This window comes from Wenyingzhuangia aestuarii (assembly GCF_011927765.1).
Classification (GTDB): domain Bacteria; phylum Bacteroidota; class Bacteroidia; order Flavobacteriales; family Flavobacteriaceae; genus Wenyingzhuangia; species Wenyingzhuangia aestuarii.
In genome coordinates, this window is sequence record NZ_JAATJG010000019.1 from 1 (window position 1) to 17110 (window position 17110).

Annotated in this window: 20 protein-coding genes and 1 pseudogene; 18 read left to right on the forward strand and 3 right to left on the reverse strand. The window is 31.1% G+C overall.

Annotated elements, in window-relative coordinates:
- From GGR97_RS15270 to GGR97_RS14385, 15 genes and pseudogenes are all read left to right on the forward strand, one after another.
- Positions 1–255: pseudogene (locus GGR97_RS15270) on the forward strand (hypothetical protein); the annotation flags it as partial.
- A gap of 2 nt (positions 256–257) precedes the next feature.
- Positions 258–521, forward strand: a complete 264-nt coding sequence (locus GGR97_RS15460) for an integrase core domain-containing protein (RefSeq protein ID WP_394352691.1) — start codon at positions 258–260, stop codon at positions 519–521.
- A 150-nt stretch (positions 522–671) separates the two neighbouring features.
- On the forward strand, positions 672–938 hold the full coding sequence (locus GGR97_RS14325; protein ID WP_167899224.1) for a hypothetical protein: 267 nt from the start codon (positions 672–674) through the stop codon (positions 936–938).
- A 559-nt stretch (positions 939–1497) separates the two neighbouring features.
- Entirely contained in the window at positions 1498–3123 is a 1626-nt protein-coding gene (locus tag GGR97_RS14330) for a sensor histidine kinase (RefSeq protein ID WP_167899225.1), read from the forward strand.
- A 99-nt stretch (positions 3124–3222) separates the two neighbouring features.
- Complete coding sequence (locus GGR97_RS14335) at positions 3223–3786, forward strand: Crp/Fnr family transcriptional regulator (RefSeq protein ID WP_167899226.1); 564 nt, start codon at positions 3223–3225, stop codon at positions 3784–3786.
- Between the two features lie 67 nt (positions 3787–3853).
- Positions 3854–4465 (forward strand): short chain dehydrogenase, encoded by a 612-nt coding sequence (locus GGR97_RS14340; protein ID WP_167899227.1) that lies wholly within the window; start codon positions 3854–3856, stop codon positions 4463–4465.
- A gap of 43 nt (positions 4466–4508) precedes the next feature.
- Positions 4509–5219, forward strand: coding sequence for a DUF1349 domain-containing protein (locus tag GGR97_RS14345; RefSeq protein WP_167899228.1), 711 nt, complete (start codon positions 4509–4511; stop codon positions 5217–5219).
- Between the two features lie 236 nt (positions 5220–5455).
- Positions 5456–5908, forward strand: coding sequence for a lipocalin family protein (locus tag GGR97_RS14350; protein ID WP_167899229.1), 453 nt, complete (start codon positions 5456–5458; stop codon positions 5906–5908).
- 263 nt (positions 5909–6171) lie between these two features.
- Positions 6172–6930, forward strand: a complete 759-nt coding sequence (locus GGR97_RS14355; protein WP_167899230.1) for a sterol desaturase family protein — start codon at positions 6172–6174, stop codon at positions 6928–6930.
- Between the two features lie 113 nt (positions 6931–7043).
- Complete coding sequence (locus GGR97_RS14360; protein ID WP_167899231.1) at positions 7044–7742, forward strand: NAD(P)H-binding protein; 699 nt, start codon at positions 7044–7046, stop codon at positions 7740–7742.
- Between the two features lie 49 nt (positions 7743–7791).
- Positions 7792–8664, forward strand: coding sequence for a helix-turn-helix domain-containing protein (locus GGR97_RS15400; protein WP_317165757.1), 873 nt, complete (start codon positions 7792–7794; stop codon positions 8662–8664).
- An 84-nt stretch (positions 8665–8748) separates the two neighbouring features.
- Positions 8749–9615: a nuclear transport factor 2 family protein gene (locus GGR97_RS14370; protein WP_167899232.1), complete on the forward strand. Its 867-nt coding sequence runs from the start codon at positions 8749–8751 to the stop codon at positions 9613–9615.
- A gap of 282 nt (positions 9616–9897) precedes the next feature.
- Positions 9898–10836, forward strand: coding sequence for a 23S rRNA (adenine(1618)-N(6))-methyltransferase RlmF (gene rlmF, locus GGR97_RS14375; RefSeq protein ID WP_167899233.1), 939 nt, complete (start codon positions 9898–9900; stop codon positions 10834–10836).
- A gap of 62 nt (positions 10837–10898) precedes the next feature.
- A complete protein-coding gene (locus GGR97_RS14380) occupies positions 10899–11912 on the forward strand; it encodes a DHH family phosphoesterase (protein ID WP_167899234.1) in 1014 nt (337 codons plus the stop codon).
- Between the two features lie 22 nt (positions 11913–11934).
- On the forward strand, positions 11935–12258 hold the full coding sequence (locus GGR97_RS14385; protein WP_167899235.1) for a hypothetical protein: 324 nt from the start codon (positions 11935–11937) through the stop codon (positions 12256–12258).
- Between the two features lie 78 nt (positions 12259–12336).
- Here the strand turns inward: GGR97_RS14385 and GGR97_RS14390 are convergent, their stop codons facing one another.
- Positions 12337–13404, reverse strand: a complete 1068-nt coding sequence (locus GGR97_RS14390; protein ID WP_167899236.1) for a methyltransferase — start codon at positions 13402–13404, stop codon at positions 12337–12339.
- 10 nt (positions 13405–13414) lie between these two features.
- Positions 13415–13603, reverse strand: coding sequence for a hypothetical protein (locus tag GGR97_RS14395; RefSeq protein WP_167899223.1), 189 nt, complete (start codon positions 13601–13603; stop codon positions 13415–13417).
- A gap of 312 nt (positions 13604–13915) precedes the next feature.
- Between GGR97_RS14395 and GGR97_RS14400 the strand changes: the two genes are divergently transcribed.
- From GGR97_RS14400 to GGR97_RS14410, 3 genes are read left to right on the forward strand one after another with little or no spacing between them, the layout of a single operon-like run.
- A complete protein-coding gene (locus GGR97_RS14400) occupies positions 13916–14518 on the forward strand; it encodes a TetR/AcrR family transcriptional regulator (RefSeq protein WP_167899237.1) in 603 nt (200 codons plus the stop codon).
- Between the two features lie 24 nt (positions 14519–14542).
- Positions 14543–15277 carry an SDR family oxidoreductase gene (locus tag GGR97_RS14405; protein ID WP_167899238.1) on the forward strand — a complete coding sequence of 245 codons (735 nt, stop codon included), beginning with the start codon at positions 14543–14545 and terminating at the stop codon, positions 15275–15277.
- 23 nt (positions 15278–15300) lie between these two features.
- Positions 15301–16119 carry a DUF6503 family protein gene (locus GGR97_RS14410; RefSeq protein WP_167899239.1) on the forward strand — a complete coding sequence of 273 codons (819 nt, stop codon included), beginning with the start codon at positions 15301–15303 and terminating at the stop codon, positions 16117–16119.
- A 58-nt stretch (positions 16120–16177) separates the two neighbouring features.
- Here GGR97_RS14410 and GGR97_RS14415 read toward each other — a convergent pair whose 3' ends face one another.
- Positions 16178–17062 (reverse strand): LysR family transcriptional regulator, encoded by an 885-nt coding sequence (locus GGR97_RS14415; protein ID WP_167899240.1) that lies wholly within the window; start codon positions 17060–17062, stop codon positions 16178–16180.
- Between the last annotated feature and the right edge of the window lie 48 nt (positions 17063–17110).

Genomic DNA, 17110 nt, shown 5'->3' on the forward strand with positions numbered 1-17110 from the left:
ATTAGTAAACAAGCTTTCTATAAACGCTTGAAAATTCATCAAAAGCAACTACATAACGAACAGATTATCATCAAACTTGTAAAGGAGTGTCGTAAAAGAATTGGACAGTTTTTAGGAGCTAAAAAGCTGTATCATGAACTGAAATATGAGTTTAAAAACCTTGGGATTAAAATTGGAAGAGATAAGTTTTTCACACTTCTAAAAAATCAAATCCTACCTACACTAAGTTTGCAGAAGAGAATGGAATCATCATGAGTATGACAAAACAGTATGATCCTTACGAAAATGCAATTGCAGAAAGAATTAACAGAACTTTAAAATATGAATATGGTCTAAAACATGTCATAAAAAATCTTAAATTAGCAAAAACGATCACTAAAAAGGCGGTCGATATTTATAACAATCTTCGTCCACATTGTAGTCTTGATTTATACACGCCAAAACAAGTCCACCTAAATCAAAATATAAATTACAAATCGTACCGAAGAAATAAAAACAAACTGGAATTATTAACCTTTTAAAAAACACAAAAAAGGTCAACCTATTTCAGGACGATACAGAAAAACTACAAATCGTACCGAAGAAATAAAAACAAACTGGAACTGTTAACCCTTTAAATATCAAAAAAAAGGTCAACCTATTTCAGGACGATACATAAAAATCCATAAAACGTGAAAAAGATAGCTTTTATATTTATTGCCATTTTAATTCCTTTTCTGACAAAAGTACAGATAAGATTGGAGTTAAATGGTAGTATAAATAAAACAATCCCATATCAAATAGGAGATATATCATCAACAATTACTGAAGGAACATCTGTGACTCTTAAGTCCATTTATAAGATGGAAGGAGTTAGTGATGTTCAAATTTTTGATAATGATAAAAAGATATTACTCTCCACTAGTATGAGTAACTTAAATAGTATCTCATTCAAATAACTTTATATTTAATGAAAAAGAATGGACTTTGAAAATGATTCATAAATTAAACAAAATGTAAAAGCCGATAGTTAGTACTTATAGCCTTCCCTATTTTTGATACACCAACCGTTTTACAAAATTCACCAAAATATAGTCCAAGAAATTAATCACCATATTTCTAATTTACTTCATTCAATTTATAACAACTTTTTGTTACAATTGTAATGATGCATCTTTTGTATAAAAAATAAATGTCGTTTCTGCTAAATCAAAAGCTCAGTAAATAATAATTATTTTATATTTGTTAATCAATATATTAGATAAAAAGAGAATTTTAAGTACACTAAAAAAAATAGCTCTAATTATTCTAAAGAAAGATCTTATATACCTTAACCAACATTTGTTTCTATTTTGAGTAAATAGATCAATTTGTAAAAACAAACAGATGCCTTACATTGATCTTAAAACAATTTACTTTAGTTATATTTTAATTAATATTATTAATTTAATTTTAAGCGGATACCTATATTTTCAAATTAAAACCAGGTTTCCGGGGACACTTTTAATAGTCCTTAGTATGCTTATGACTACTACAGGAAATGTATTGGTCTTTTTTAGAAACACTATTCCTGACTGGTTATCTATTCCTGTAGCCAACGTATTAATTGTAGCCTCTATACTTACATTACTTATAGGATTAGAGCATTTTGTTAAAAAGAAAGGACCCCATATTCAAAACTATCTTTTAATTTTTATCTTTCTATTGGTACACACTTACTTTACTTATATAGTTCCTGATTTAAAAACTAGGCACATTAACATTACCATTGCATTTATGCTTCTTAGTATGCAAATAATGTATTTAATGTTTATTAGAACTCCTGTAAACATGCGTAATATAACCCGTCCTATGGGGTATGTATTTACAATTGTTTTTATTACACAAATTATACGACTCATCTATCTTATTCAAAATCCAGAAGCTTTAACCTATAATCATCGGTCAGAATCTATAGAGTCTTTGTTTGTTTTAAATTGGGAACTTATTGTAATAATACTTGCCTATAGCCTTTCTTTAATGTATAACAAACGTTTAATTGTTGATGTTAACAATCAAGAAGAAAAGTTTTCTAAAGCCTTTTATGCGGCTCCTTTTGTAATACTATTGTCAAAATTTAGTACGGGAGAAATTTTTGAAGTCAACAATAAAATTCAATCTATTTGTGGCTATGCACCCAGTGAATTAATAGGTTATAACACCATAGATTTAAAACTTTGGGCATATCCTAAAGACCGTTTAAAATTTATAACGCTATTAAAATCCGAAAACAAAGTAGTGGAACAGGAATATCAATTTCGTAAAAAATCGGGAGAATTATTTTATGGATTAATTTCAGCAAAAACCATTAAAATTAACGGGGAACAATGCATTGTATCTATTATAAATGATATTACAATTAGAAAAACTGCCGAACTTAATCTTAAAAAAAGTGAAGCTTCTTTAAGACAATCTAACTCTACAAAAGACAAGTTTTTTTCCATTATTGCTCACGACTTAAAAAGTCCTTTTAATGGGATTTTAGGCTTTAGTGAACTATTAAGTGAACAAGTAAAAAACAACGATTACGAAAGTATTGTTGAATACGCAGAAATCATACATGACTCATCTAAACACGCTGTAAATTTACTCTCTAACTTAACAGAATGGTCTATGGCTCAAACAGGTAAAATGCAGTTTCATCCTGAGTATGTTGATATGGTTCTGATGATAAAATCTACCTTAGATTTGCTAAAAATAGCTTCGGATCAAAAAGAAATTCATACCCACCTAAATTTACCTTCAAATCTTATTTTGTATGTAGATAAAATAATGATTGAGGTTGTTTTAAGAAACCTTATTTCCAATGCGATTAAGTTTACACACCAAAGAGGAAGTATTTCTATTAATGTTCAAGAAAAAGAGAAGGAGTTTCTATTCTCTATTATAGATACAGGTATTGGTATTCAAAAAAACAATCTGAATCAATTGTTTAGAATTGATAGCAGCTACTCAACCCCAGGTACAAATAACGAAAGAGGAACTGGTTTGGGACTTATACTTTGTAAAGATTTCATCAATTATCACAAAGGAAAAATATGGGTAGAAAGTGAATTTAACGTAGGTAGTAAATTCTATTTTTCTTTACCAAAGTACAATTGTTAAATAGAAAAAAATAAGGCATCCATTAAAATAGCTGGTCACAACAATCTATATAAATCCATAGTGCTCTGATTTCGCAAACGCTAACACAATAGAAAATTAATGACTGAATATTTAAAATCATTTAATTTATTTACAGACATAGAAATTAATGATTTCTTAAAATTATCTCAAACCATCTTATTAAAAAAAGGTGATTTATATATTGACAATAATGAAATTTGCGACACTATAGCTTTTGTTAAAAGTGGAATTTTTCGTTCCTATTATTTTTCAAACAATGACGATGAAATTACTTATTGTTTCACTTTTCCAAACAAACTATTAATGGCTTATTCTTCGTTTATTTCACAAAAACAATCTGAAGAAAATATTCAAGCTTTAACAGATGCTGAAATAATTTCAATACCAAAAGCTACGTTAGAAAATTTAGCCAAATCGAATAGTAATTGGTTGCAATTTTTGAAAATTATTGCCGAAAAAGAATATGTTGAATTAGAAAAATGGATATTTAATCATCAAAAAGATAAAGCGCAGCAACGCTATTTAGATTTAATTACAACGCAACCTGAATATATCAAAGAAATTCCTCTACATTATATAGCTTCGTACCTAGGAGTTACGCAACGTCACCTTAGTCGAATAAGAGCTAATATTACGTATTAGACAAATGTCCTGTTCCTAAACCTTTAGTGCTTCATAAATTTGCATATAATTTAAAAATAAATATTATATGAAAACAATAATTTTAATTGGAGCAAACGGAAAAATGGGACAAGCTGCCTTAACGGGTCTTGGAAAGCACAAAGTTATAACTGCTGGACGATCTACTGACAATTATGACTTTCAAGTAGATATTACTAACGAAGTATCTTTAAGAAAATTATTTAAAGATGTAGGCCATTTTGATGCTGTTGTTAATACTGTTGGTGTTTGTGAATATGCCAATTTTACTGAAATGACCGAAGATCAATGGATGAGTACTATTTTAAGTAAAATGTTAGGACAAATTAACATTGTACGTATTGGTCAAGAATATATTGCAGATAAAGGTTCTTTTACACTAATTACAGGGATTTTAAATATCAAACCCATTCCTTTTGCTATAGCCGATGCTACTACTAGCGGAGCAATAGATACTTTTGTACAATGCGTTGCTCACGAAATGCCTAGAGGAATTCGTGTAAACTCAATAAACCCAACTGTATTAGAAGAAGCTTGGGATGTCTATGGAGATATGATGCCTGGTTTTCAGCCTGTACCAGGAAGTTTGGTCGGAAAAGCTTTTGAACGCTCGGTAGATGGATTTATAACGGGTAAAGTACTTTACGTAGATGCTTACTAAAATCTCCAATCAATACTAGAAACCACCAATTAAATTTTAGAGTATGAAAAGAATATGGATTAAGTTATTAATTGTATCTGTAATAAGCAGTTGCAATCACAAATCAACAACAAGTAATAAAAACAACCCTAAAGTTTCTAAAGGAGAAGAATGCTCTGTAAAAGTATCGGGTATTGAGTTTACCAAATCACTTAACAATGCAAAATCAACAACGTCTATTAGAGGAAATACATTAACACTTAAAAGTAATGCTAAGTGTGATAATTTTAACGATCCAGATGGAAAACTGTCTAATAATACAGCTCCTGTTTTGCTAACAAAAATAGACAATACAAAACCCTTTACATTTACCTCTAAAGTTACTCCAACATTTATAGATACTTATGATGCAGGTGTTATGTATATTTATTTGAATTCCAAACTGTGGTTTAAATTTGCTTTTGAGTTAGATGAACGAAATAAAACTCGTATTGTAAGTGTTAGAACCATCGAAACATCGGATGATAATAATCACGATATGATTGATTCTACAAGCGCATATATGAAAATTTCTTCGGATGCAAAGACAATAGGTTTTTATTACTCTTTAGACAACAACAAATGGCAGCTTGTTAGACTATTTAAAAACGATTATCCAGCTGAATTGTGGGTAGGATTCGGTGCACAATCTCCTATTGGTAACGGAACCAATGTGAGATTTGAAGAATCTTCCTTGTTACAAAGTAGTATTACTGATTTTAGAATGGGTATTTAATAAAAGCATACATAACATTACAGAGTCCAAAAACAGCTAAACTTTATACAGTAACAAATCCAAATAAAAAGCTTAGTTTTAGTCCTTGTCAAAAAAAAATCATCGATTTATGGCAAGGACTATTTATATACACCCCTTATTCCACACTCTATAACCACAAAAGCGCTATTCAATAACGTTACGCAACCTTTTTTACACAATTGCATCTATGTTTTAATCACATTATTTAAAATACCATGAAACTAAAAAACTGGATTCTAAGCCTCTTATTGATAACAATCAGCTGTAACAAAGACAAAGAAACTATAACTATATCAGGAGTTTGGAAACTGTCTAAAATAGTCTACGGGCAAGTACCTGGATCTTTTATTCCTGATGAAAATAATACTCATTCTTATCGTTTTAATACAAACAGTAGATTTGAACGAACTGAAATAAAAAAAGGAAATATCATTAAAGAAGAAGGAACCTATACAATAACAGATACCCATTCATTTTACGAGAATAAAAATGCTAAAATCTCTAAATTAATTAAACTAACATACGACAATCCAGAACTTGTTTTTTTTAACTGTGGATCAACAGAAACGAATAAACAACTAATCTTGCTAAAGGCTGATCATTCTTTGGAAAACAATTCTGCTCTTGCTTGTGATGGTAATGGATATCTTTATAGTAAAGAAGAATAAGTCTCTTATATGATGCCTAAGAGAGGCTAAACATCCTCATAACAGACTCTATTCATCTTATAACCCAAAACAAAGTCCGATTTCACAAAATTCTTAAAAACAATTCGTTATGCTAAACGTGTTTTAGTATTTTAACGGTACTGTTACTTCCATTTATATATAAAATCGTTAAAATAACAGCTATAAACAACATCATCATAAATTTACTATTTTTAAGAATGATGAGTAATTTTACATGTACAGAAAGAAATCAAAAATAGTTTATGAGCGTTATTGAATACATATTACCTTTTATCACAAACCTTTTAAGGTATTTTATTTTTGCGGGGCTTCCATTCTTAATTTTTTATGTTTTTTTTCCAAATACATACGCTAAAAGTAAAATACAACTGTATTCTGCAAAGAAAAATGATTTTGTCAGAGAAATTTTACATTCTGTACAAACAACCTTAATTCTAGTAACCGTAGCGTTGTTAATCATAAAATCACCTCTTAAAACCTACACTCAATTCCACAATACTATATCAGATTATAGCTTGTGGTGGATTCCTTTGGGTATAATTATCTCATTGCTATTGCAAGACACTTATTTTTATTGGGTACATAGAACTCTACATCATCCCAAATTGTATCACAGAATACATTTAACTCATCATAAATCCACCAATCCATCACCTTGGGCTTCTTATTCTTTTCATGTTTTTGAAGCCATTATAGAATCATTATTTGTAATTGTTCTTTTGGTATTGATACCTATGAGTAAAATATCATTAATTTTATTTACTTTCTGTGCTTTTTCTATAAATGTATATGGGCATTTAGGCTATGAAATTGCTCCTAAATGGTTTAGAACCTCCTTTCTTTTTGAAATCTTAAATTCTTCTGTACATCATAATATGCACCATTCAAAGTTTAAAGGAAATTATGGGTTGTATTTCCGAATTTGGGATCGGATTATGAAAACCGAGAATCCTGATTATGTAAAAACATATGATGAAATACAAAAAAGAAGATTTCCTTAAAAAATTTGAACTACTATAGGAAAGCTATAACTACATATATTTCTAACGTTGTTTTGTCTATATTTACTTAGCGGACTAAATTAATAGCCCTCCATTCTCTTTACATAAAAACTATGACCTCAAAAAACAATCAAACATCCATAGTTATGCTAGGGGCAACGGGTGCTGTTGGTACAGAAACCTTACAAACACTACTTCAGTTCAAGAACATTCAACAAATAATATTACTAGGAAGAACCCCTATTTCAAATCTAAATGCTGATTTTGTACAACAGCATAAAATTAACATCTTTGACTCTAGTTCTTACCAGAGTTATTTACAAAACCATACCACAGCAATTTGTACTTTAGGTGTTGGAGAACCCTCTAAAATAAGTAGAGAAGAATTTGTAAAAATTGACAAAACAGCAGTTTTAAACTTTGCAATAGCCTGTAAAAAAGCAAATGTTAAACGTTTTGAATTGTTAGCTTCTGTAGGTATTCATCCTACCTCTAACTCTTTTTACCTAAGAACCAAAGGAGAATTGGTAGAAGAATTAAAAGCCTTAAACTTTGAACGCTTAAGTATTTTTCAACCCTCTATGATTTTAACCCCAACCAATAGATATGGAATTTCTCAGGCCATTACCTTAAAAGTTTGGCCACTTTTAAAACCTTTACTAATGGGTAGTTTAAAAAAATACCGTGGAATTCCCGTTCAGGTACTAGGACAAGCTATAGCTAACAATGTTTTTGTACAAGGACAAGCTTACGAAATATTACAATGGGATGAATTTTATGCAATCTCTAAAAAAGAGCTAACAACTTTTTAGCTTAAAATCACCTATAAAACAAGACTTAAACAACAAAACGATTTTAAAAGTGAAAGAAAAAATTCATAAATACGATTTCAAAGAAGGACTTCCACAGGAGTTTGAAATTATTGATTTTAACTTTTTGTTTCATGAGTTTTCTGAAGAAATAAAAAAACCACATAGAGCCGAATTTTATCAAATTTTGTGGTTTCAAAAGGGCTCACCAACACATTTGGTCGATTTTAACCCTGTTAAAATCCAACCAAATTCTTTGCTTTTTATAAATAAAAACAGTGTTCAACTTTTTGATTATAAAACAAAATTCCAAGGAAAAGCAATCTTATTTACCGATAGTTTTTTCTGTAAAACAGAAACTGATACCCAGTTTTTAAGGAGTAGTATTCTATTTAATGATTTACTTTCTGTATCACAAATTCAGATTCCAAACACCTCCTCTATAATCACTTCTATTTTTCAGTTTTTAGAGAGTGAATTAAAGAATTCTAAGGACGAATATCAATCAGAAATACTTAGAAATAGCTTGCATAACTTTTTACTACATTCTGAAAGAGAAAGACGTAAACAAGATTTTATAGCCATCAAAAAAGATGCTTATCTTGAAGAAACTTTACTTTTTAAAACCTTATTAGACACCCATTTCATCCATCATAAAAAGGTTAGTTTTTATGCTCAAAAAATGAATTTAACCTCTAAAAGACTCAATCAAGCTACCTCAAAAATTTTCGGTAAAACTCCTAAAAATATCATTGACGATAGAGTTCTACTAGAATCTAAAAGGTTATTAGCTCACACAAACGAAAGCATTAAAGAAATAGCATTCTCCTTAGGTTTTGAGGAACCTACCAATTTTATCAAATACTTTAAAAAACACACAGGTAAAACTCCTGTTGAATTTAAATCTAAATTCACTTTGGCCTAAAAGTATCATTCAAAGGATCATTTTTATCCTTTATTTTCTTCTTCTTCATTGCAACTTTGCAGTATCAATTTCAAACAATAGATCATGAAAAAAATACTACTTAGTGCAAGCGTAATTATGGCAATAGGACTTACATCTTGTAAAAGCCATAAAACACATTCAACAATTCAAAAAGAAGAAAAAATGGAAATTTCAAACAAAGAAAAAGTAATCGCTCTTTTAAAAAGTATTGAAACTGGGGCTCATGAGCCAGCAAGTTACATCAACCCAAACAAATACATTCAACACAACCTAGGAGTTGCAGACGGACTTGCAGGATTTGGTGCATTGTTGCAACAACTTCCTCCAAACTCCGCAAAAGTTAACACTGTTAGAGCTTTTGAAGATGGTGATTTTGTTTTTACTCAAACAGATTATAACTTTTTTGGACCCAAAATAGGTTTTGATATTTTTAGGTTTGAAAAGGGATTAATAGTTGAACATTGGGATAATTTACAAGAAAAACCAGCCAATCCAAACCCTAGTGGACACACAATGGTTGACGGTACAACAGAAGTTACAGACATTGACAAAACGGAAGAAAATAAAACATTGGTAAGCAACTTTGTTAATGACATTTTAGTAAATGGTAACATGGAAAAATTAGCTGGATATTTTGATGGAGACAACTACATACAACACAATCCACAAATTGCCGATGGACTTTCTGGACTAGGAAACGCATTAAAATATATGGCTTCACAAGGAATTACCATGAAATTTGACAAAGTACACAGAGTTTTAGGAAAAGGTAATTTTGTATTAACTATTAGCGAAGGTTCTTTTGGTGGTAAACATACCTCATACTACGACTTATTTAGAGTTGAAAATGGAAAAATAGCAGAACACTGGGATGTTATGGAAACTATTGCTCCAAAAAACGAATGGAAAAACAACAATGGTAAGTTCTAACAACTAAAAAGTAGCAACAATTAGGTAGGATCCCTTACCCAAGTACTTGTCTAAAAAACAGCAGTTAAGAACAAATTTTAAATATTTGTCTCTTTCCTGCTGTTTTTTTGTTGGAAACCAAAATAAACATATCCTAAACAACTATACACCTACACGCTTGCTCTAAAAATCCATTTCTATTTCTAATCCATAGACTCCCTTTGTTTGTGTATCTTTGCAAACGATTAAATCTTTTTAAGATCCTTAATCTACATAAAACACAAATTTCCAAATACCAAATTCATGTCTAAAGAGAAAAAGAAACCTATTCGAAATAAAATTCATTCTCGTAACAAAAACAAAGATCGATATGATTTGAGTGCTTTGGTAGCTGTAAATCCAGCATTATCAGATTATATAAAGCCAAACATAAAAGGAGAAGACACTATTGATTTTACCAATCCTGTTGCCATTAAAACCTTAAATCAAGCTTTGTTACAGTATTACTACAGTATACAAGACTGGAGTTTTTCTGATGAATTTATTTGTCCTGCAATTCCTAACAAAGCAGATTACATTCATCACATGGCAGATCTGTTAATGGAAAGTAATTTTGGAAACTTACCTATAGGAAACAAAATTACCTGTTATGACATTGGTATGGGAGCTACGTGTATTTATCCAATTATTGGAGTTACAGAATACGATTGGAATTTTATAGGTTCGGATATTGATGAAACTTCTATTATTTCTGCACAAGCTATTACCAGTAAAAACGAAGTTTTAAAAAACAAAGTTGCTTGTAGATTACAAGGAAACCCTAAAGATTTTTATTACGGAATTATAGATAAAGAAGAAAAAGTAGATCTTTCTATTTGTCACCCTCCTTTGTACGATTCTATAGAAGAAGCTCAAAAAGGAGTTCAGAAAAAAAACGCACCTTATAGCGCTTCCGAAATTGGTAGCGAAATTATATACGAAGGTGGAGAAACTGGTTTTTTACAAAAATTGGTAAAAGAAAGTAAAAAATTCTCAGAAAACTGTTTTTGGTTTTCTGCCTTAGTTAGCAAACAATCCAACCAAAAAGGAATGGTCGATTTTTTACAAGAATTAGGAGCTACACAAACCAAAGTAATTCCTATGGGAATGGGAAACAAATCTAGCCAAATAATCGCTTGGACATTTTTATCTAAAGAAGCACAAACTGCTTGGAAAAAAACAAGATGGACGGTTAAAAAATAACTACTTCCTAAGACCAAACACAATTTTACACACCTTAACAAAGAGTTTCAACTCTCAATCTTATGAATCCTTACCAACAAATAGAAGCTGAAATTCAAGCAGCTTCACATATCGTTATTACTGCACACAAATCTGCCGATGGAGATTCTATAGGATCTTCTTTAGGACTCTTACACTTTATAGAAAAACTAGGAAAGTCTGCTGTAATTTGTCACCCAGACAAAGCTCCTGATTTTTTATACTGGTTAGATACTTCTTCTATTTTAGTAATGGAAGAACATCCTGAACAAGTAACAGAAACCTTGCAACAAGCAGATTTAATTTTCTGTTTAGATTACAATGCAACCAACCGTGTGGGACCCGAAATGCAAGCTTTGTTAGAGGCATCTTCTTCTAAAAAAATAATGATAGACCACCATTTAAATCCTGAAGATTTTCCTTTGATAACGGTGTCAGAAACTTCTGTTTGTTCTACCTCTCAATTAATTGTTGAATTGATAGAGCAATCTGGTCATTTGGATTTGTTAGACCAAAAAATTGGAACTCCTTTGTACTTAGGAATTTTAACAGATACGGGTAGTTTTAGATTCAATTCGGTACAACCCAGAACGCACGAAATATTAGCCAAATTATTAGCAGCTGGTGTAGAACATCATCTTATTCACGAAAAATTAAGTGATAACAATACCGAAAGTCGTTTGCGCTTGCAAGGCTATGCTATGAGTGAAAAACTAGAGATTTTATACAATCATAACGTAGCTATTATTTCTTTATCTAAAGAAGAATTAGCCAAATACAACTATAAAAAAGGCGATACAGACAGTCTTGCCAATTTAGTGTTATCTATTAAAGGAATGAAAGCAGCTATTGTTTTTACCGAAAGAGATGGAATCATGAAAATATCTTTCCGTTCTAAAGGAGCCAACAATCCTGTAAACATTTTGGCTTCGGAACATTTTAACGGAGGTGGACACGCAAATGCATCGGGGGGAATGAGTGATTTAAGCGTTACCGAAACACTAGATAAATTAAAAACATTAATTCCAACCTATTTCCCAACAGAAACATTAAACTAGCCTACAGCTATAAAAAACAACTATGACACAACAAGAATTTTTAGACGAAAACGTTTTTAGAACACAACCTAGCCAAACGTTTCACAATGATGCCAACACTTTATATTTTTCGGAAGAAGGTTTTTCGGAAATTTTAAATAAAGCAGAACATTATGGAATTGCTATTTATGAAATTAAATCTACTTTAGACGGAGAAGCAGGTAAATCTGCTCATCACGAAAAGTTTAAGAAAAAAGCTACAGATCCAAATTGGTACAAAGGAGTTTTTAAAAGTTTTAAAAACGATCAAAAAGGATATGCATATGCTGCTACTTATAAAGTTTCTAAAAAATTATTGAATAGATAAATTCAACTCAGTATTCCACATAAAAAAACTCCCTTTGTAAAAATTACAAAGGGAGTTTTTTTTATAGCTCTTTTAAATTTAAGAATGCGTTAACACCCAAAGCTCTACCTCTTCGGCAGCTCTTCTGTCTAAATCTCTTTTGGTTTTGTCTGATGAAGATTTTACCTTTCTTTTTAAACATTTTTCCAATTGAAACCTACCTCCTTCTGCAATTTCTTTTTCTATAGGATGTTCTTGGGTAGCCTCTGTAATTTGAGCTAGGTTAGAAAACAAAAGCACTAGTTTTCCATTGGGTAACAATCTTTTTTTAGCGGCTGCAAAAAATTCTGGAAACAAATTTTGGTTGTAATAAATAGCCTCATCCAAATTTGTAATTTTATTAGGTTCTGGCAACCAAGGCGGATTAAACACAATCAATTCACTAGGTTTTTCCCAAGCTCCAAACAAATGCCCAAAACTCAATTCTAATTTTCTAGACAACTTTGTTTCTCCCATAAATTCCGTTAATCCCACAATGGCATTTGGATTGGTATCGGTTGCAAATACTTTCTGAAAACCGTGTTTAATCATCAATAAAGAAAGTACACCACTCCCTACTCCAACATCAATGGCAGATTTTTTAGTGCCTTTGTAACGTTGTAACCAATTGTCAAAAAGAACCAAATGATCAAAACGCGTAGGAAAATAAGTTCCGTAATAAGGATGTAATTTGTTACGCAACACAGGAATAGAAATTCCGTTTTGATACCATTGCCAAGCACTATTCAACCCCTGAACTTGTGGAAAAGGTAATAAAAAATCAGTAGTTTCTGCATATAGTTGTTCTAACCAACCAATAGCAGGTGATTTTTTTACAATTAATTTGTGACCTACAATTTCTATCAGAATTAAATTAGACAACTTTTGATAAGCAGCTCTAAACACACGTTGTTCCTGAAAGGTTTGATTGGGTAATTTTTTCTTAAGGTAATTTTGCAACTCTTTTAAAAGCAACAATCCATTGCTGTAAAAAGCAGTAATCAACACAGGTTTACCAGCCTCTAAACCTTTTATAGTACGTTTTATATCTGTAGTACTATGGAACAATTCTAGTTGTTGTCCAGTCACTATAGGTGCTGGCTTGTTTATATTAATATCTGTTATCATCAATGGATTTTTAAAAATTAGTATAGAAAAACATCTTCATGTTTAGATGCTTCTGTGATTGTATGTGGTTGCTAAGTATTACAGAACGTTGTTTTCTATAATGTTCCGGAAGTCTTTTTAAATGTTCTGGGTGAATGGGTACTCGTCTTTCATCGTCTTTTTTAGAGGTACCAATAACCCCCATAGTTAAAAAAGTCATGTATTTTTTGAATTGAAACGGATTGCAGACTAATGAGATTAGCAAAGCGTAAGATTAAAATCACTATTAAATAGTTAGCTCCTAGCAATCAGGCATTAAGTTGGCCACTAGAGTTTCATCAATCAAAAAAAAAGACTTTTACATAAAAGTCTTAGCAATTCGCAAAAAGAAATGCGAAAGGATAAATAATACTACCGCAAAGATAGTCCTTTAAAACCTATAATGTAGATTTAAAAAAAGCAATACAAAATCAACAAAAACAATCTCTACATAAAAAACATTCCTAGTGGTCTTTTTTAGTATATTTGAGCTATGGAACAAGCATTAAAGTCAGAAATCACAAGACAAGCCATTATAAGCAAAGCGTTTACCTTGTTTTACGAAAACGGTTTTAAAACCACAAGTATTAAAACCATTATGCAAGCTACTCAATTGAGTAAGGGTGCCTTTTACCATCATTATAAAAATAAACAAGAAATTGGATTGGAAGTCATCAACCAAAAAGTACAGAAGCGACTTTACGAAAAAATGATTGCTCCTATGTATAAAGATGGAAATGTGATAGAAATTCTAGAAAACACCTTTTTAACTAGAATGAAATCTATGCCAGATTATGACAAAAAACATGGTTGTTCTATGAATAACTTGATCAATGAAATTGGAGATTTTGAAACCGTATATCAGAAGGCTTTAAAAGAGTTGATTGAAGAATGGAAAACAGCCATTGTAACCTTGTTAGAGAGAGGAAAAACAGAAAATTCCATCAAAAAAGAGAGCAATAGCAAAGCAATAGCCATGTACTTAATCAGTGCTTTTGAAGGAGTTAGAGGCATTAGAAAATTATACAATGACGATGCAATTCTAGACGAATACATGGCTGGTTTATCGCTATATCTACAACAATTAAAAGCTTAATAATAACCTCTAGAAAAAGAACTTATGAAACTCGCAGAAAAAGTAATTATAGTAACCGGTGCATCTAAAGGAATTGGAAAAGAAATTGCAAGCTTGTTGGCTAGTAATGGAGCCAAAGTAATTGTAAACTATGCTAATAGTACAGCTGAAGCTGATGATGTGGTAGCTTCTATTGTAAAGAACGGAGGAACAGCCACAGCTATTAAAGCCGATGTAAGCCAAAGAGAACAAGTAACTCAGTTATTTAACAAAGCCATTGAAACTTATGGAAAAGTAGATGTGTTGGTAAACAATGCTGGAGTAATGATTTCCAAAAAGATAAAAGACAATACTCAAGACGATTTTAACAAACAGTTTGATGTAAATGTAAAAGGGATCTTTAACACGTTGCAAGAAGCTGATTCTAAATTAGCAGATAACGGAAACATCATCAACATATCTTCTAGTACCGTAAAATTAATGTTTCCAACCTATGCCTTATACTCTGCCTCTAAAGCAGCTGTAGAACAAATGACTCGTGTGTTTTCTAAAGAAATTGGAAGAGGTATTTCTGTAAATGCCTTAGCTCCTGGTGCCACAGAAACTGAGTTATTTTTAAAAGGAAAATCTCAGGAAACTATTGATAAATTAAGTGCTATGAATGCCTTTAATCGCTTGGCAAAACCCATAGATATTGCCAAAGTGGTTTTATTTTTAGCGAGCGATGATTCTAAATGGATCTCGGGTCAAGTAATTGGTGCCAATGGTGCTTTAGTTTAATCTTATATTTAAAAACAAACCTTATGAAATTTCGTTTATTATCCCTTCTTTTAACCGTAACGCTGTTAGCTTGTAACGGTAAAACAGCATCCAAAACCACACAACAAACAACCTCAGCCCCTACCTACAAAAACAAAGGACATGAGTTGGTTTCTAAAATGGTTGAGAAAGTAGGAAGTTATAACCAACTTTTAACACTTAAAGATGTTGTATATACTTTAACGTACCAAACAGCAGATGTTAAAACCGATATTGTAACAGAAAAATATTTGTTTGATGGACAATTGTCTTATGGTTTGTACAAGCAACACCAAAGAACCTTAGCAGACTTAGAAGGACCTATTGAACAAGGATTTGATGGTCAAGAATTTTGGTTAAAACAAAACGGTAAAATTTTAAACAATCCTAACTATTTAAAAAAAGTAGCCTTTAACAGACCTACTAATTTTTATTGGTTTACCATGTTTCAAAAATTATTAGACCCAGGTGTGAACTACACTTTTGTTGGAGAACAAACTATTAACAATACAGAGTACCATATTGTTAAAATTTCTTTTGAAACAAATGATGATAAACCTACAGATATCTATCAACTTTATATCAATAAAAATACTTTATTGGTTGATCAGTTTTTATTTACTGTAGCCGATTATGGAATGTTAGAAACTCCTTTATTAATGCAATTGCAGTATCAAGAAATTGAAGGTATGTTACTTCCTACCCAAAGACAGTATAAAAAATCTACTTGGGATGCTACTATTAATGATGGACCTTGGATACACGTTAACTGGTCTAATATTCAATTCAACAACCAATTAAGTCCAGTAGATTTTAAAAAATAAAAACCCTCCTATATTTCACAAAAGGTTGATGACTCTTAAAACAGTCTTCAACCTTTTTTTATGAAAACTCCTCTACAAAATTTGTAATAAAATCATTGATGTATTTTTTGTCCTTATCCGTTTTTCTAACCACTAAGTAATGCTTTCTTTTTAACCCATTTTTCCCTAATTTTTTATAGGTAACATTCTCTGGAACATTAAGCGATTTTAAAGCCCATTTAGGCATGCACAACACACCTATATTGGCATCAATCATTTCCAAAGCTACTTGGGTTAATGGAATGGCAGAAATTTTTGCAGGATGTACTTTTTCTGGTTTTAAAAAATCTTGATATACCGAAACCGTTTCTAAAGGATAAGAATGTATTATTAAATGTGTATTTAGAAAGTGTTTGGGTAGTATTACTTTTTCTAAATGCAAAGGATGTTCTTTATGAAGAACAGCATACACCTCATCTTCAAAAAACGGAAGACTCCATAAGGTATCGTTTGCTGGTTTGGTGGTTACAATGGAAATATCTATTTCATTTGTTAGTAATTTATCTATAGGCTGATGGGTAGACTCCAAAGACAAATCCACATTAATATCCGGATAAAGCATGCCCATTTTCTGAATAAACTTAGGCAAACCATGATAGAAAGAAAAACACTCAGTACTGACTTTAATCACCCCCGTAGAACCTGCCTGAATTTTTTTAATGTTCTGCAACCCCACTTCTATATTCTCTAAAATGGTATTCCCTATTTTATACAATTCAGAACCTTCTTCTGTAAGTTCCCATTGGGCACGTTTTCTATAAAAAACTTTAAATCCTAATTGCAATTCTAGTTCTTTTAGCTGATGACTTAAGGCAGACTGTGTTAAAAACAATTTTCCTGTAGAGTTTGCTAAATTCCCCTCTTCTACAATGGTTTTAATTAATTTAAAATACTTTATTTCCATGCGGACAAAACTACAATAAAGCAATGTAATAACAGAGGGCTTTAATTA

Coding starts and splice junctions, on each gene's coding strand:
- GGR97_RS15460 (WP_394352691.1), top strand. CDS start 258: ATGACAAAACAGTATGATCCTTACGAAAATGCAATTGCAGAAAGAATT.
- GGR97_RS14330 (WP_167899225.1), top strand. CDS start 1,498: ATGCTTATGACTACTACAGGAAATGTATTGGTCTTTTTTAGAAACACT.
- GGR97_RS14335 (WP_167899226.1), top strand. CDS start 3,223: ATGACTGAATATTTAAAATCATTTAATTTATTTACAGACATAGAAATT.
- GGR97_RS14340 (WP_167899227.1), top strand. CDS start 3,854: ATGAAAACAATAATTTTAATTGGAGCAAACGGAAAAATGGGACAAGCT.
- GGR97_RS14345 (WP_167899228.1), top strand. CDS start 4,509: ATGAAAAGAATATGGATTAAGTTATTAATTGTATCTGTAATAAGCAGT.
- GGR97_RS14350 (WP_167899229.1), top strand. CDS start 5,456: ATGAAACTAAAAAACTGGATTCTAAGCCTCTTATTGATAACAATCAGC.
- GGR97_RS14355 (WP_167899230.1), top strand. CDS start 6,172: ATGAGCGTTATTGAATACATATTACCTTTTATCACAAACCTTTTAAGG.
- GGR97_RS14360 (WP_167899231.1), top strand. CDS start 7,044: ATGACCTCAAAAAACAATCAAACATCCATAGTTATGCTAGGGGCAACG.
- GGR97_RS14370 (WP_167899232.1), top strand. CDS start 8,749: ATGAAAAAAATACTACTTAGTGCAAGCGTAATTATGGCAATAGGACTT.
- rlmF (WP_167899233.1), top strand. CDS start 9,898: ATGTCTAAAGAGAAAAAGAAACCTATTCGAAATAAAATTCATTCTCGT.
- GGR97_RS14380 (WP_167899234.1), top strand. CDS start 10,899: ATGAATCCTTACCAACAAATAGAAGCTGAAATTCAAGCAGCTTCACAT.
- GGR97_RS14385 (WP_167899235.1), top strand. CDS start 11,935: ATGACACAACAAGAATTTTTAGACGAAAACGTTTTTAGAACACAACCT.
- GGR97_RS14390 (WP_167899236.1), bottom strand. CDS start 13,404: ATGATAACAGATATTAATATAAACAAGCCAGCACCTATAGTGACTGGA.
- GGR97_RS14395 (WP_167899223.1), bottom strand. CDS start 13,603: ATGACTTTTTTAACTATGGGGGTTATTGGTACCTCTAAAAAAGACGAT.
- GGR97_RS14400 (WP_167899237.1), top strand. CDS start 13,916: ATGGAACAAGCATTAAAGTCAGAAATCACAAGACAAGCCATTATAAGC.
- GGR97_RS14405 (WP_167899238.1), top strand. CDS start 14,543: ATGAAACTCGCAGAAAAAGTAATTATAGTAACCGGTGCATCTAAAGGA.
- GGR97_RS14410 (WP_167899239.1), top strand. CDS start 15,301: ATGAAATTTCGTTTATTATCCCTTCTTTTAACCGTAACGCTGTTAGCT.
- GGR97_RS14415 (WP_167899240.1), bottom strand. CDS start 17,062: ATGGAAATAAAGTATTTTAAATTAATTAAAACCATTGTAGAAGAGGGG.